The following is a 13,179-nucleotide window of genomic DNA, read 5'->3' on the forward strand; positions in this document are numbered from 1 at the left end:
ACCGCCACTACAACACCGCCGCCGGGAAGGTCCGTTGCCTGCCTCCGTCGTCACCGCCCTGCCTGGCGGAAACCCGACCTGAGCGCAGTCACGCAGGTTCCCCCGGAGCCGGCGCAGGGAGTTCCGGTCCTCGTGCGCTGTCGGGATCACCAGACCTGTCCGTGAGGGGGCGGGGCATGGCAGACTGCTCGGCGTCCAGGGGGTCGATGAGGCGTGAGACGTGAGCGCAACGCGGTCTGCTCCGACCGTTCTTTAGATGGTGCTGGGCAAACAACGCCGGCAACTGCGCCGCGCGAAGGGCCTCTTGGCGCAGGATGCCGGTGGAAAGCTGCGGCAGGCGCACACCGAGGTCATCCGGATGGAGCGGGCCAAGGCCGCGCTGAAGCGGGCGACGGTCAAGACAGTGCCGGAGGCCTACGGCATCGAGGTGGCCGAGGCCGGGGGCTCGCTTGCTCTGCCGGACCAGGCCAACGAGCCCGGCTGCCGGCGGAGTTACCGCGATGCCCTGCCGAACCGGTTCGCCGTGCAGGTCGGTCGGGAGAACTCGGCCGCCCGGATTCGCGGCGACGCACCCCGTGCGGTTACCGGGCTGCTGTGGGCCAAGGGCTCCGCGCACGACGTTCTGACCTGAGCCCTTTCGACCCTTCAAGAGCTGGGTCGCGCCGCCCGGCTGCGCCCGGAAGCTCCCTAGGGCCCCGGTGGCCCCGGTGGCCGAGGAGGGCGTCCGCCTCCTTCACCTTCCGATGCCGGATTTCCTGGACATTGACGCCTCGGACAGCCGCAGTAGCGCCCAGTGCAGCTCACCAGTGCCCAGTGCCCAGTACAGCTCACCAGCGCCCAGTTCAACTCGGCGGTGCTCGGTACAGCGGGGGCCGCGAGGACCGCGGAGGTCCACGAGGAAGTCGCCCTGTACCCCGAGGTGTTCGACCGGATGAGTGCCCAAGCCATGCCCAAACGACGTACCAGGCAGTCCCTGGGCGACGTCCGCAAGGAGACAGAACGATGAAGCACGCCATGAACGCCGCCACAGAGCTGGGACCCCATGGCTGGCGCAAGCCCTGGAGCGCCGGCAACAACGGCAGCTGCGTCGAAATGAAGAAGCTCGGCGGCGGCATCGTGGCGGTCAGGCAGTCGACAGACCCCGACGGCCCGGCCCTCATCTGCGCCTCCTCGGTCGTCGCCGAGTTCGTAGGCGCCGCCAAGGAAGGGCGAGCCGACTTCCTCATCACCTGAGACTCGCCCCTTGACGACGGTGTCCGGCCGCAACCGGATCAACTCCTACGATCACGCCGTAGCGGCGGAGGACTGAAGTGACGGACACAGGCACAGGTGCCGACGACATCGACACCAGCAAACCCCAGTCGGCGCGCATGTATGACTACTTCCTCGACGGCAAGGACAACTATCCGGTCGACTGGGAAGCTGCCGAGCAGGTCATATCCTTCTTCCCCGCCGTCAAGGAAATGGCCCGGACCAACCGGGACTTCATGCATCGTGCCGCTCGTCTGCTGGCACAGCGGGGCATCCGCCAGTTTCTCGACATCGGCACCGGGATTCCGACCGCGCCGAACCTCCACCAGATCGTCCAGGCCATTGCCCCTGCCGCCCGCGTGGTGTACGCCGACAACGACCCGATCGTCCTCAGGCACGCGGAAGCACTTCTGCACAGCACCCCGCAGGGACGTACCGCCTACATCCGGGCCGACGTGCAGGAACCGGAGAAGATCCTGGCCGCGGCCAGAGACACCCTCGACTTCGATCAGCCGATCGCACTGTCCATGGTGGCCTTGCTGCACTTGGTGGGGGACGAGGACGATCCCTACGGCATCGTGGTGGAACTCCTCGACTCCCTGGCCCCCGGAAGCCACTTGGCGCTGTCCCACGCGACGGGAGACTTCGACCCCGAAGCGTGGGAGCGAGTCGTCGAGGTCTACCGCAAGGGCGGAACATCGGCGCAAGTCCGATCGCGCGGGGAATTCGCCAGGTTCTTCACCGGACTTGAGCTCCTCGCCCCCGGCATCGAACTCGCCGCGCGCTGGCACCCCGAGGGAGAGCATCAGCACACCGACGGTGAACAGATCCCCCTGTACGTGGGTGTCGCCCGGAAGCTGTAGAGGCCACGTGGACCGACGGGCCGGGTCGTTGCACCGGCCCGCGGCCGACGTGGAGAATCCGAACACTTCTGCACGTGCCAGGTGCGGCACGGTCCAGAGTGCTGCCATGTCCGAGCATGAGGACAACGGCGTAGAAGGGCGCTCGTTCCTGTGGTGCGCGGCTGAAGTGGCCCGGCTGCTCGATGTCATGGAATCGGCCGGGGTGCCGGAAGACCGGCGCGTGCGGCTCCTGGCCCATGCGGTCCGCAGGCCACTGCTCGAACGCGCTGCCCCGCCCGAGGAGTTCTGGGCCCCATTGATGGCCGCGGCGTTGAGCGACCCGGACCTCAGCTTCTGCCGCTGGTCCGTCCAACCAGCGCTCTACGTATTTCGGACGCCGCCGCGTCATGGCGGCGCTGCTCGACGGCTCAGGAGCTCAGGAGTTCAAGGGCTCAAGGGCTCAAGGGTGTGCGGCGTGGCGATACCTTGCGATGGCTGATCCGCCAGCCGTCAGCGGTGAGCACGACCGTGTCGTGATAGGCGACGGAACCGCACGAGCCGTCCGCCTTGATACCCAAGCCCTTGGACCGGACCTGTACCCGGCCGTCCGTGGATGTCGTCACGACGACGTTCGTGACGTGATGCGCGACGGGGTTGGCGGAGCCCAGCGCCAAAGCCGCGTCGCGGATGGCGTCCACCCCGAACAGTGGCGCCTGGCCGAAGTCTGTGAGGTCGTAGACGACATCCGAAGTGAACAACTCCTCGAACCGGTCGAGACGTCCGTCGTCGACAATGTGACCGTGCAAGGAGACCAGTTCGGTGATGGCCAAGCGATCTTCAAGAGTGAGTGACACACGCGTCCTCTCCTGCCCGGCGCCGACGGCCGAGCCGAGCGTCCATCCTGTCATCGGCACGGCACGGCACGGCACGGCACGGCACAGCGCCGCACGGCCCCGTACCCGCACCCGCCGACGACCGCGGGAGTCGGGCCCCGATTCTTGATCGCTCGAATACACCTACAGTGCTCAACGACCGATGTCGCGAACATGGCCGACGCGGAGAGTCTCCGGCAGACCTGATCCGGCTGTGGCCGGCTGACGACCAGGCGTCCGGAGTGGCTAGCCAGTGGCTGGTCGACGGACAGCGCGGGGTAAAGTGGACACTCGGCTTTTGGCTACCACGGACCCATGAAGGCAAGACCGATGCGGGAGCGAGCGAGCGTGCTCAGTGAGCGAGAGTCGGACGTCCCGGTGGTCAGTCGATCCGCCCAGGCCGCGGCGACGCGGCAGCAGATCGTCGAGACGGCCCAGCGACTCTTCGCCCGCCGTGGCTACCAAGCCACCTCGTTGCAGGCCATCGCGAACGAAATGGGCCTCACCAAGGCCGCGGTCTACTACCACTTCCGAACCAAGGCGCAGATCCTCCAGGCCTCGCTCGATCCGGCGGTGGAGGAGATGACCGTGCTTCTGGACGAGTTGGCGGGCATGACGTCACGCCAGGAGAAGCTGGACGCCTACGCGGTCGGCTGGGTCGACTTCCTGGTGCGCAACCGTGAACTGGGAACCATGCTCCTGCACGATCCCGAGATTCGGGCCGCCAGCATCTACGCCGAGAACGACGGGCGAAGGCGCCGTGTCCTTCGGGTGTTGTTCGGCACCTCACCCACCCCGGCGGAACGCATGGCCTATGTGATGTGCGTGTGGATGTTGGAGGGGCTCGGCGAACTGTCCGATCTCTCGGACGACGACCTGAGGGCCACGCTTCTCCTGACCGCCCGCGGTCTCCTGGCCGCGCCGACCGGCGAGGTCTGAGCCAGCGCCGATGATCGCCGGTACCGGCTGATGAATGCGAAGTAGAGACCCCATGGCCTCGGCTCGGTAGGACGAGGTGCTGCGTACGGAGCCCCGGCGCCCTCGGAGAACTCGACCTCACCTCGTCCCGAGTCTCGGCCGGTGCTGTAGCCCCCACTCTGGCCAATTGGCCGGTGCGGAACATATTTCGCTAGCCATCGGCTAGTGAGTGGCTATTTACTGGTAAAGTGATCGGCGTATTCGTGAGGCCACTACCGTCGGCGAGGCCAGCCGCCCGCTCCGCGGCCCACCAGCAGCCACGCGGTGATCCGGGGTGGCAGGCGATCGCGCCGAGTTGTCCTCACCCCCTGCGCGCAGATAACACCCCCGAGCAGTCTCCTGGAGCCCTGACCACCATGACGACGATCGCCACGACCCCTGCCGCGACGCCCGGGCCCGAGCAGCCGCACCCGGTCTGGCGCGTACTCACCGAGCGCGCGCGGGTCGGCAGCCGCCCCGGCGCACGCGCCGACGGGCACCGCGTCGCACTGGCCATCGAGGGCGGCGGGATGCGCGGCATCATCGCCGGCGGGATGGCCCTGGCGCTCCACGAACTCGGCCTGACCAACAGCTTCGACGCCGTCTACGGTGCCTCCGCCGGTGCGGCCTCCGGTGCGTGGCTGCTGAGCACGAGCCCGCAATCACTGCGCTTCTGGGCGGTCCCCAAGTACGCCAGAACACTGATCCGGCGCTCGAACCCGCTGCGCGGGCGACCGCTCGTGGACCTGCACGCCTTCTACGAGGTGCTCTACCGCTACGGCGACCAGGACTGCGCGCCGATGGACTTCGCGTCGATACTCGCCAGCGATGTCGAGTACCACCCGCTGGCCACCGACGCCGAGACAGGGGAATCCACCGACCTGCGGCCCTTCATAGGCGACGCCGCGGAGTTGCGCCTCGCGCTGCGGGCCAGTGCCGCCCTGCCGCTCCTGGCGGGCGACCCGGTGACGCTGCGAGGGCGCCGGTTCTATGACGCGGGCGTCTCCGAATCCGTGCCGTACCGGACCGCGCTGGCTCAGGGCGCGACCCACGTCATGGTGCTGCGATCCCGGCGTGCGATCGACGTCGCGCGACCGTCGCGCTCTGCCCCACTCATCGCCAAGACGGTGCTGCGCCGTGAGCCCGTGGCCCTGCGCCAGGTGTTCCTCGACCGCGAAGCACGCCTGGCCGAAGACGACGCCCGCCTGACCGACCACTCGGCCATCGTCTCGATCCGCCCCGCCGCGGGCTCGCCTCCGGTCGGCCGTCTGGCTCGCGAGGGCGACCTCCTCGAAACCGCACTGGAAGCCGGGCGCGCCGCCGTGCACGACGCCTATGGCCATCTGTACGGCGCGCGAACGCCCAGCGGCCACTGACCGATTCGCGGACCCACGCCGGGCGGAGTTGTGGCAACGCGTAAATCGCGTACATCCAGATGGTGTTCGAGGGTGGCGCGGAACTCGAGGATGTGACGAGGAGCGCGCAGCGACGAGGATCGACGCCGGCGGCAGCGCGCGCGACTTGGTGGGACATCCGGTGCCTTCGCGGACGTCTTGCACGGTCGGGCGATGCTGTCGACGCGCGCCGGCAATCGGGCAGCGCCGACAGCGACCGCGCACTCGCGGCTGGGCAAGGAGACAAGCGTGCTCGTCTGATATATGGATCTTGAGCTGATCGGCGGAGGTCGCGCCGGTTCGTGATGCGTTGGTGGTCCAAGGAAAGACGTCCCGCTTCCTGCGGGGAAATGCAGGTGCAAGGCCTGCCCGGCGCTCTGTGAAGACCCTGCCCCGTGATCCGCGGGGGCAGGGTCTTTTGTTGTCCAACCCCAACAGCAGGCTCATATGTCGCTGTCAGCGTCACTGCGCCAAAGCCGAGCCGAGCCGAGCCGAGACGAGACGGGTCACGGACGCCTCCGTGCCGCCCTTCGGCACCCCTGCCAACGCGGAGATCCCAGCTCCGCCGCTGACGCAGAAGGCACTCCCCACCTCTGCAAAGCCACTGGCTCCCTTGCGCGGAGCGGGCCCCGCCGTGGCCGCTCCTTCGCATACTGATAGGCATGGCCATCTATGACACGCTCGGCACGACGTACGGCCGGACCCGGCAGCCGGATGCGCGGATCGCGGCGCAGATCCACGCGGCGCTCGGGGACGCCGCGGATGTGATCAACGTAGGAGCGGGCACCGGTTCCTACGAGCCACCGCAGACAGTTCTCGCCGTCGAGCCCAGCCAGATCATGATCGCCCAGCGTCCGTGCCGGTCCGCGTCCGCGGTGCGCGCGGTCGCCGAACACCTTCCGCTGTGCGACAACGCCGCCGACGCCGTCATGGCACTGCTGACCGTCCATCACTGGAGTGACCTGGCGGCCGGCATCGCCGAACTCCGCCGGGTCGCGCGCCGCCGCGTCGTGATACTGACCTGGGACCAGCAGATCTTCCGCGAGAAGTTCTGGCTCGTGCGCGAATACCTCCCCCAGGCCGCAGCCTTCGACGACAGCCGAGCCATCCCGATCGACCGGCTGGCCACCCTGCTCGGCGGGGCGCACCTGGAGCCTGTCCATGTCCCGCACGACTGCACGGACGGGTTCGGTGCGGCCTACTGGCGCCGCCCCCACGCCTACCTCGATCCACAGGTGCGCGCCGGAATCTCCATGTTCGCCCAGACCGGAGAAGACGTCCTCGCTCCCGGCCTGGCAATGCTGACCGACGACCTCGAGACCGGCCATTGGAACCATCGGCACGCTGATCTGCTCGCGCTCGACACCATCGACGTCGGCTATCGACTCTTGGTGGCAGACGCCTGACCTGCGCCAGGAGTCGGGCGAGGAACGCGCTCGTAGTGCCGAGTTCGCAACGTCAAAATCAGCCACAAGGTACGAGAGGCACTCCGTCCGCCACGAAGCGACCGTGTTGGTCGCGGCCCTCGACGAGTGGCTGTGAGCGTCACCGCTTGCGGGCCAGCAGCTGCACCGCTTGCGACCGGTGGCCGTTCATCGTGGCGACGTCGATGCGGCGCTCGTCCATCAGGTCGAAGTCCGCCAGGAGGGCGTGCAATTCGGTGATGTCGTGGTGTCGGCACACCGCGCCGTCGTCGGTGGCGAACACTCCATAGGGGGTACCGAACTCCTGGGCATGCGCGGCGTAGCGGCTCCGGTTCCGCTCGTCGTCCTGCAAGACCATGTCGCTGACGTAGAGCAGCCCGCCAGGTGCCAAGACCCGGACCAGCTCTGCGATGAGCGCCTGTTGAGCGTTGTCGTCGGGGATGCACGTCAGCACGGCGAACAACAGGACGACGTCGAAACTCCCCGACGCATCAGGCAGAGCCGGCGGGGACTCCAGGACCGCGAAGCGCAGCTCGGGCCTCAGCTGACGGCCTCGGTCGATCAGCGCGGGGGACAGGTCCACACCCGATATGCCGGAGAAGCCGTACCCGCTCAGCTCTCCCATGACGCGGCCGTATCCGCAGCCGTAGTCCAGGAATCGAGCGACCCGGCTCACCCCCGTCAGCCAGTCGAGGTTCACCGGGTGGGTGAACGTCTTCGTTGCGCCGACGCTGCCCCAGTACGCGATCTGACCAGCAAGACCCTTCATGCGAGAGCAGCATACGGTCGTTCGTGACTCCATTCGCCGCAACCTGGTCCACTTGAGCAACAGGCCCAAGTGATCAAAACTGCAGCATGCATTCGCGGCACAACGCTGCGGCGGCGCTCGGTTCAGATGTGCGTTCGTGCCCGTTCGATCCATCCCAACACGCCCTCGGCGCCGCACTGTTCGGCGATGTTCTGCGCCTCGTCGAGGTGTCCGATGGCCGCCTCGCGGTCGCCGGTCTCAGCTGACAGGTAACCGAGCGCCACCAGACCCGCCGCCACTCCGGGCAAAAAGCCGATGTCCCGTCGCAGGCTCACCGATTCGGTCAGCAGGGCGCGTGCTCGGTCGAACCGCCCCGCTTCCTTCTCGGCGAAGCCGAGATGGCGCACCGCGTAGGACATGGTCTTCTGATCACCGGCGGTCTGCGCCAGCGCATACGACCTCTCGAAGTGCGGCCTGCCGGTGCCGGTGTCGTCGCGTACCACCTGGTGCCAGCAACCGATCCAGAACAGGGCGTCGGCCTCACCAGTCGCGTCATCCAGGCGGTGGTACAGCTCGGCCGCACGCTCGAACAGCACCAGTTCCTGCGGGTCCTCCCGACGATCGTCGAGGAAGCGTACGTGCAACAGTTTCCCGCGTTCCAACGAAACCGCTGCCTCGACGGCGTCGAGCTCCCGATCGGCCGTAGCCAGGGCGGACGTGTCTCCGCCGAACATCGCCAACTCGTAGAGTTCCCGAGCCCGTTCGATCCGGTCCTGCTCCCGCATCGCCTGTCCCTCCCGCTGTCGCATGGCTCCCGCGGCGAGGTTACCGTCAGGTAGTTGTGCAGCATCCGGGATTTACCGCGTCCGCGATGATGACGCCCACGTAGGCCGCCGAGTCCGCCGGTGCGTTCCCCGCGGCCTGGAAGAAGACCTTCGGGCGAAATCCGCTGATGGGATTCGTAGGCCACGGCCGGAAGGGATGGGTCGGGCCGTCCGTTCGGATCCGTCCTCCTGTCCGCGTACGCGACGGACGGGACGAGCGCCGACCGGTCGGTGATGGCTGGGGTTCAGTCCTCGGAGCCCTCCAGCTTCAGAGCGATGTGTTCGAGAGCGGTGAGATCGTCGGGCGCAAGCCGGTCGATGAAGTGGCGTCGTACCGACGCGACATGCGCTGGTGCGGCATTCTCGAGCGTCTCCAGACCGTGGTCCGTGAGAACGAGGAAGCAGCTTCTGCCATCGACTGGGTCGGGTGCACGTCGCAAGAGACCGCGCGCTTCCATCCGGGTGGCGTGCCGGGAGAGCCGGCTGCGGGACCATCCCATCTTGGCGGCCTGTTCACGCAGGGTGCTGGTGTGGTCGGGGCGCTCCGACAGCGTGCTGAGGACCTCGTAGTCGGGTTCGGAGAGTCCGACTGCGGTCAGGTCACGCGCTGTGGCTGCCTGCACGGCGATCATCATGCGACGGAAGGCTCGCCACGCTCGCTCCTCGTCCGGGTTCAGCCAGTGCGCAGTCGCGGCCGACGGTTTCTTTGACATGTAATCAATCTACTGTCTAAGCTTCGTTTCCATGTCAACGAAAACGGTACGTGTTCTCGTGGTCATATGCAGCACTCGCCCCGGTGCCCTCGGCCCGACGGTCGGGAAGTGGCTGACCGAGACGATCGGGCCTCGTGCCGTTGACCTCGGTGTCGAGCTCGCGCCGATAGCCCTCGGCGACCTTGATCTGCCGTTCCTCGACGAGGAGGAACACCCGTCTTCGGGTGTTTACAGACACGAGCACACGCAACGGTGGAGCGCGATGGTGGACGCCGCTGACGGCTTCATCGTGGTGACGCCCGAGTACAACTACGGGATGCCCGCGACCTTGAAGAACGCGCTCGACTACCTCGGCCGCGAGTGGGCGTGGAAGCCGATCGGCTTCGTCAGCTACGGGAATACCTCGGCCGGCACGCGGTCGGTCCAGCACGCCAAGCAGGTAGTGACCACATTGCGTCTGGTGCCGTTGGGTTCCACGGTCGCGCTGCGCATCAGTGATGCGGTGAAGGAGGGGCGAGTCCGCCCGGACGCCGCTCTCGTCGGGGCGGCAGTCGGCGTCCTGGACGAGCTGGTCCGGCTTGCCCACGCTCTGCGGCCGATGCGCGAGAGGGTACGACCTGGACTACCGCCCGGTCCGCTGCCGGGCTCCTACACGAGGCGACTGGTCCCCGATGATGCGCCCGAGGTCACCGTGCTGCAGCGGTGCTGCTGGCTGGACGAGGCCCTCGTCAACGACACCCTGGCCATCCCCGCTCTGCATGAGTCACCGGAGCAGGTGCGCGAGTGGCTGGCGACCTGGCATGCCACCGGCCTGTGGCGCGACGGTCGGCTTCTGGGCATGGTGCGGGCCCGCCGCACCGACACGGACTGGCACGTGGGCCGGCTCGGCGTCGTGCCCGACCTGTGAGGTCAGGGGCTGGGTCGTTGGCTGTTGCGCACTGCCGAAGCCGCAGTCGAGCCGAATTGCCGTCGCATCGTGCTGTCCACCGGCGCGCGCAGTCGGCGGAACATCGACCTCTACCGGAGCGAGGGATACGAGCCGGCGTCATGCGGCAGCGCTGACGAGACCGTCCGCCTCACCAAAGACGTGACCCGACAGCCGCAGGTGACGACCGGTGATCAGGTTCATCGCTGATGCCCGAACGGCCGTGCACCGGGCCGGGCGCAACAGCGTACGTCTGATCGGAACGTCAGGGGGCGGTGAGGGATGCGTCCTCGGCGGGCACCGGTTCGTCCTGGACCGGTTCGCGCAAGAAGGCGGAGAGCAGCATCGCGAGCACCGGCACGGTGGCGAGTACCGCGAGTGCGCCTCGGGGACCGTAGTGGGTTGCGATGACGCCCAGCAGCGGCATGAACAGTCCACCGGCGCTCATCGCGAGGCCGAGAGTGACGCCGGCAGCGGTCCCGGGCCGGCTGGGCAGGTAGTCCTGGCCGAGCTTGATGAGGACGGCGAACGGGATGTTCGAGATCAGGCCGACCAGCAACGCAAGTGGCAGCGCGACGTATTTGTCGTCGCAGATCAGCATGAGCCACAGGGCGGGCAGCATAGCCGCGTTGCCGATCTGCACGGTGCGCACCATGCCGATGCGGTCTGCCAGCCGCCCGCCGAGCAGCGTGCCGGCCACACCGCCGCCGAGTTCAAGCGTCAGCGCGAGACCACCGAGGCCGCTGCTCGCCTCCAGGTGGCGGATCCAGTACAGCGAGATGAAGGTGTTCAGTCCGGTCGAGATGGTGGACCGCATGATCTCGACGGCGGTCAGGGCCGCGAACCGGCCTGGCCGGTCCTTGCCCTGGCGCTGCACCTTCTTGACCGCCGTGTCGGACGTGCGGTTGTGGTGGCGCAGCAGGACGAAGCCCATGAGGACAGCAGGCGGGATGAAGAGCGCGGTCGCGCCCATCCCGAGGTTGCCCAGGGCCGGTGTGACCAGCGCCGGGGCGATGAAGAAACCCACGCTGCCGCCCGCGGCGAAGTAGCTCATCGCGGTGGCACTGCCCCCGGCCGCACGGCGCGCGTCGCGCCCCGCGGGCGGATGGAACATCGCGATACCGACACCCGCCATCAGCAGGAGGGCGAAAACCAGCGGGTAGGAGGGCGCCAGTCCCGACATGCCTGCCCCGATACCCGCCAGGCTGATTCCCAGCGGCGACATCCACCGCAGCCGGAACCGGTCGGCGAGCAGTCCGATCGGTACCTGCGGCAATGCACTGCCGAGTGTCGCGGCGAGTGCCAGCCCCGAAGCCTGCACGTAACTGAAGTCGCGCTGCAGCACGAAGTATGGGACCGCCGCGGGTACGAGGCCCTGGTAGAAGTCGTCGACGGCATGGGCGCCGGCCCAGATCCGCATCCGACGCCAGTGCCCGGGCGGACGGCCCGCCTCACGGGGAGTACTTGTTTCCTGGATCGTTGTCACACACTCACGATGGACAAAAGCACCCCCTGCGCGCTTCCCGTATTCTGCCTATCCATGTCGCAGATCCGCCACCAGCCCATCGCGCCGACCAGCACACGGTTCCTCGGTGGCGGCGAGACCATCGACCGGCACCGCCACGACGACCACCAGCTGATCTACGTCAGCTCGGGCGTGCTGGCGATCACCACGGAACACGGCTCCTGGATCGCCTCCAACGACCGCGCCCTGTGGATTCCGGCGAACACCTGGCACGAACACCGCTTCTACGGCCAGAGTCGCTTCCACACCATCGGCTTCCCCGCCCAAGGCAGGACGCCCCTGCTCGACGCCGAACTCCCCACGGTCATCGCCGTCGACACCCTGGTGCGCGAACTGCTCATCGCGCTCACCAGCACCACCCTCACACGGACCGAGACCCGGCACATCGAAGAAGTGCTGCGCGACCGACTGCGCCGCGTGACAACCCAGCCCGTTGCCCTGCCCGCCGCCCGCGACCAACGACTGGCCGACGCCTGCCGCCTCGTCGAAGAGGACCTGCACCAGCCCTGCACCCTCGCCCAGCTCGCCGGCCGCGTGCACACCAGCGAGCGCACCCTCTCCCGCCTCTACCGCGACGAGTTCGGCATGACCTTCCCCCAGTGGCGCACCCGCGCCCGGATCTTCACCGCGATGGTCATGCTCGCCGAGGGCGCCACCGTCACCGACACCGCCCACGCCTGCGGATGGGCGACAACCAGCGCCTTCGTCCAAACCTTCGCCCAGACGGTAGGCATCACCCCAGGTATCTACCGCGCAGGCGTGGGCAATTCGCAGGAGGAATGATGGCCAAAGCGGCGGGGCGGTCGCGGAGTAACGCTCGCACGGCACGGTCCCCAAGGCAGCGCGCCAGCGGATCCGACGCTCGCTGAATCCAACTCGCCAGTCAGGCACGGCTGTCAGCGGCGATAAACCGACTCCGGCGGCGTGGCAGACCACGCGTGTTCCTCTTCGACCCCAGCCCCCACGACGACATCCACCAGGGAGGGATCAGTCCGGCTGGGCCGGTGAGCGATGACGACTGTGTCCACCAGGTTCCACCACTGCACCGGCCCCTGGTGGTCCCAGACCTCGACGCATACGTCGCCCAGCAATCCGGTCGCCTTCCCGGCCTGGGAAAGGGCATCTGAGAACGCCCCGTCGGGCGTACATCCCCGCAGGGTCAGGACCTCGCGCGGCGGCGGCACCCTGTCCAAGAACAGGCCCTCCACGCCGGTGCACCGCCCCAGAGCTTCTCCTCGCCCTCCTCGTCCTCACGGACCAGCAGGTACTTGACCGGGAAGTCCCGCCCCCAGGCAGCATGGTGTTCGACCCGCCCCCGACCCCCGAACGACCAGACGACGATTCCTCGCATCCACGATACGTGGGCCACCCCCTGTGGCCTTGACGATCGGACGGGGATGGCCCACCCCACCGCCCGGCCTTCTCGCGGACCAGGAGCTCGTCACGGGCCGTCTGCCAGGTGGCCAGGTCAACGACGGGCGGGCGACCGGGCAGCGCGATGGCCGGATCGTTCGGCGTGGTCGTCATGGTGTCCTCCGCGGTGTCTCGTGCCGGGCATGGCCGTACGACTTCTATGACGGTCACCAGAACGGACTCGCGACACGGCCGGAACTCATCGCGGCAGAAGGTGCCCCCGGTCGAACCTGTACGGACCACGTCGTGCCGACGAGGTCACGGTCGCGCTCTCGGCAGGCTTGCCGGGCA

At 68.0% G+C, this 13,179-nt stretch carries 14 protein-coding genes and 2 pseudogenes; 9 read left to right on the forward strand and 7 right to left on the reverse strand.

Going from position 1 to position 13,179, the window contains the following annotated elements; all coding sequences use genetic code 11:
* Positions 1-256 precede the first annotated feature (256 nt).
* The 4 genes from N4G66_RS18355 (at position 257) to N4G66_RS18370 (ending at position 2,114) form a co-directional block, all read left to right on the forward strand.
* The gene (locus N4G66_RS18355; RefSeq protein ID WP_261705214.1) at positions 257-631 is read left to right on the forward strand and encodes a hypothetical protein; all 375 of its coding nucleotides are present in this window, start codon (positions 257-259) and stop codon (positions 629-631) included.
* A gap of 162 nt (positions 632-793) precedes the next feature.
* The gene (locus N4G66_RS18360; protein WP_261705215.1) at positions 794-1,006 is read left to right on the forward strand and encodes a hypothetical protein; all 213 of its coding nucleotides are present in this window, start codon (positions 794-796) and stop codon (positions 1,004-1,006) included.
* Positions 1,003-1,233: a DUF397 domain-containing protein gene (locus tag N4G66_RS18365; protein ID WP_261705216.1), complete on the forward strand. Its 231-nt coding sequence runs from the start codon at positions 1,003-1,005 to the stop codon at positions 1,231-1,233. The genes N4G66_RS18360 and N4G66_RS18365 overlap by 4 nt, the downstream gene beginning before the upstream one ends.
* A gap of 77 nt (positions 1,234-1,310) precedes the next feature.
* Entirely contained in the window at positions 1,311-2,114 is an 804-nt protein-coding gene (locus tag N4G66_RS18370) for an SAM-dependent methyltransferase (RefSeq protein ID WP_261705217.1), read from the forward strand.
* Between the two features lie 431 nt (positions 2,115-2,545).
* Here N4G66_RS18370 and N4G66_RS18375 read toward each other — a convergent pair whose 3' ends face one another.
* Positions 2,546-2,947 (reverse strand): nuclear transport factor 2 family protein, encoded by a 402-nt coding sequence (locus tag N4G66_RS18375; RefSeq protein WP_261705218.1) that lies wholly within the window; start codon positions 2,945-2,947, stop codon positions 2,546-2,548.
* Between the two features lie 333 nt (positions 2,948-3,280).
* On the opposite strand from N4G66_RS18375, the gene N4G66_RS18380 reads away from it, so the two are divergent.
* The 3 genes from N4G66_RS18380 (at position 3,281) to N4G66_RS18390 (ending at position 6,722) form a co-directional block, all read left to right on the forward strand.
* On the forward strand, positions 3,281-3,904 hold the full coding sequence (locus N4G66_RS18380; RefSeq protein ID WP_261705219.1) for a TetR/AcrR family transcriptional regulator: 624 nt from the start codon (positions 3,281-3,283) through the stop codon (positions 3,902-3,904).
* Positions 3,905-4,299: 395 nt separating this feature from the next.
* Positions 4,300-5,298: a patatin-like phospholipase family protein gene (locus N4G66_RS18385; protein ID WP_261705220.1), complete on the forward strand. Its 999-nt coding sequence runs from the start codon at positions 4,300-4,302 to the stop codon at positions 5,296-5,298.
* A 680-nt stretch (positions 5,299-5,978) separates the two neighbouring features.
* Positions 5,979-6,722, forward strand: coding sequence for a class I SAM-dependent methyltransferase (locus N4G66_RS18390; protein WP_261705221.1), 744 nt, complete (start codon positions 5,979-5,981; stop codon positions 6,720-6,722).
* A 139-nt stretch (positions 6,723-6,861) separates the two neighbouring features.
* On the opposite strand, the gene N4G66_RS18395 is transcribed toward N4G66_RS18390, so the two are convergent.
* From N4G66_RS18395 to N4G66_RS18405, 3 genes are all read right to left on the reverse strand, one after another.
* Positions 6,862-7,509 (reverse strand): class I SAM-dependent methyltransferase, encoded by a 648-nt coding sequence (locus tag N4G66_RS18395; protein ID WP_261705222.1) that lies wholly within the window; start codon positions 7,507-7,509, stop codon positions 6,862-6,864.
* Between the two features lie 122 nt (positions 7,510-7,631).
* The gene (locus N4G66_RS18400; protein WP_261705223.1) at positions 7,632-8,273 is read right to left on the reverse strand and encodes a tetratricopeptide repeat protein; all 642 of its coding nucleotides are present in this window, start codon (positions 8,271-8,273) and stop codon (positions 7,632-7,634) included.
* A gap of 284 nt (positions 8,274-8,557) precedes the next feature.
* Positions 8,558-9,025, reverse strand: a complete 468-nt coding sequence (locus N4G66_RS18405; RefSeq protein WP_261705224.1) for a MarR family winged helix-turn-helix transcriptional regulator — start codon at positions 9,023-9,025, stop codon at positions 8,558-8,560.
* A 31-nt stretch (positions 9,026-9,056) separates the two neighbouring features.
* On the opposite strand from N4G66_RS18405, the pseudogene N4G66_RS18410 reads away from it, so the two are divergent.
* Positions 9,057-10,160 (forward strand): annotated as a pseudogene (locus N4G66_RS18410) (GNAT family N-acetyltransferase).
* 55 nt (positions 10,161-10,215) lie between these two features.
* Here the strand turns inward: N4G66_RS18410 and N4G66_RS18415 are convergent.
* A complete protein-coding gene (locus tag N4G66_RS18415) occupies positions 10,216-11,436 on the reverse strand; it encodes an MFS transporter (RefSeq protein ID WP_261705225.1) in 1,221 nt (406 codons plus the stop codon).
* Between the two features lie 54 nt (positions 11,437-11,490).
* On the opposite strand from N4G66_RS18415, the gene N4G66_RS18420 reads away from it, so the two are divergent.
* The gene (locus tag N4G66_RS18420; protein ID WP_261705226.1) at positions 11,491-12,258 is read left to right on the forward strand and encodes an AraC family transcriptional regulator; all 768 of its coding nucleotides are present in this window, start codon (positions 11,491-11,493) and stop codon (positions 12,256-12,258) included.
* A 113-nt stretch (positions 12,259-12,371) separates the two neighbouring features.
* Here N4G66_RS18420 and N4G66_RS18425 read toward each other — a convergent pair whose 3' ends face one another.
* Complete coding sequence (locus N4G66_RS18425) at positions 12,372-12,683, reverse strand: hypothetical protein (RefSeq protein WP_261705256.1); 312 nt, start codon at positions 12,681-12,683, stop codon at positions 12,372-12,374.
* Positions 12,684-12,891: 208 nt separating this feature from the next.
* Positions 12,892-13,002, reverse strand: a pseudogene (locus N4G66_RS18430) (DUF899 domain-containing protein); the annotation flags it as partial.
* Positions 13,003-13,179: the final 177 nt, after the last annotated feature.

Origin of the sequence: Streptomyces rhizosphaerihabitans (genome assembly GCF_025399795.1) — a bacterium.
GTDB lineage: Bacteria > Actinomycetota > Actinomycetes > Streptomycetales > Streptomycetaceae > Streptomyces > Streptomyces rhizosphaerihabitans.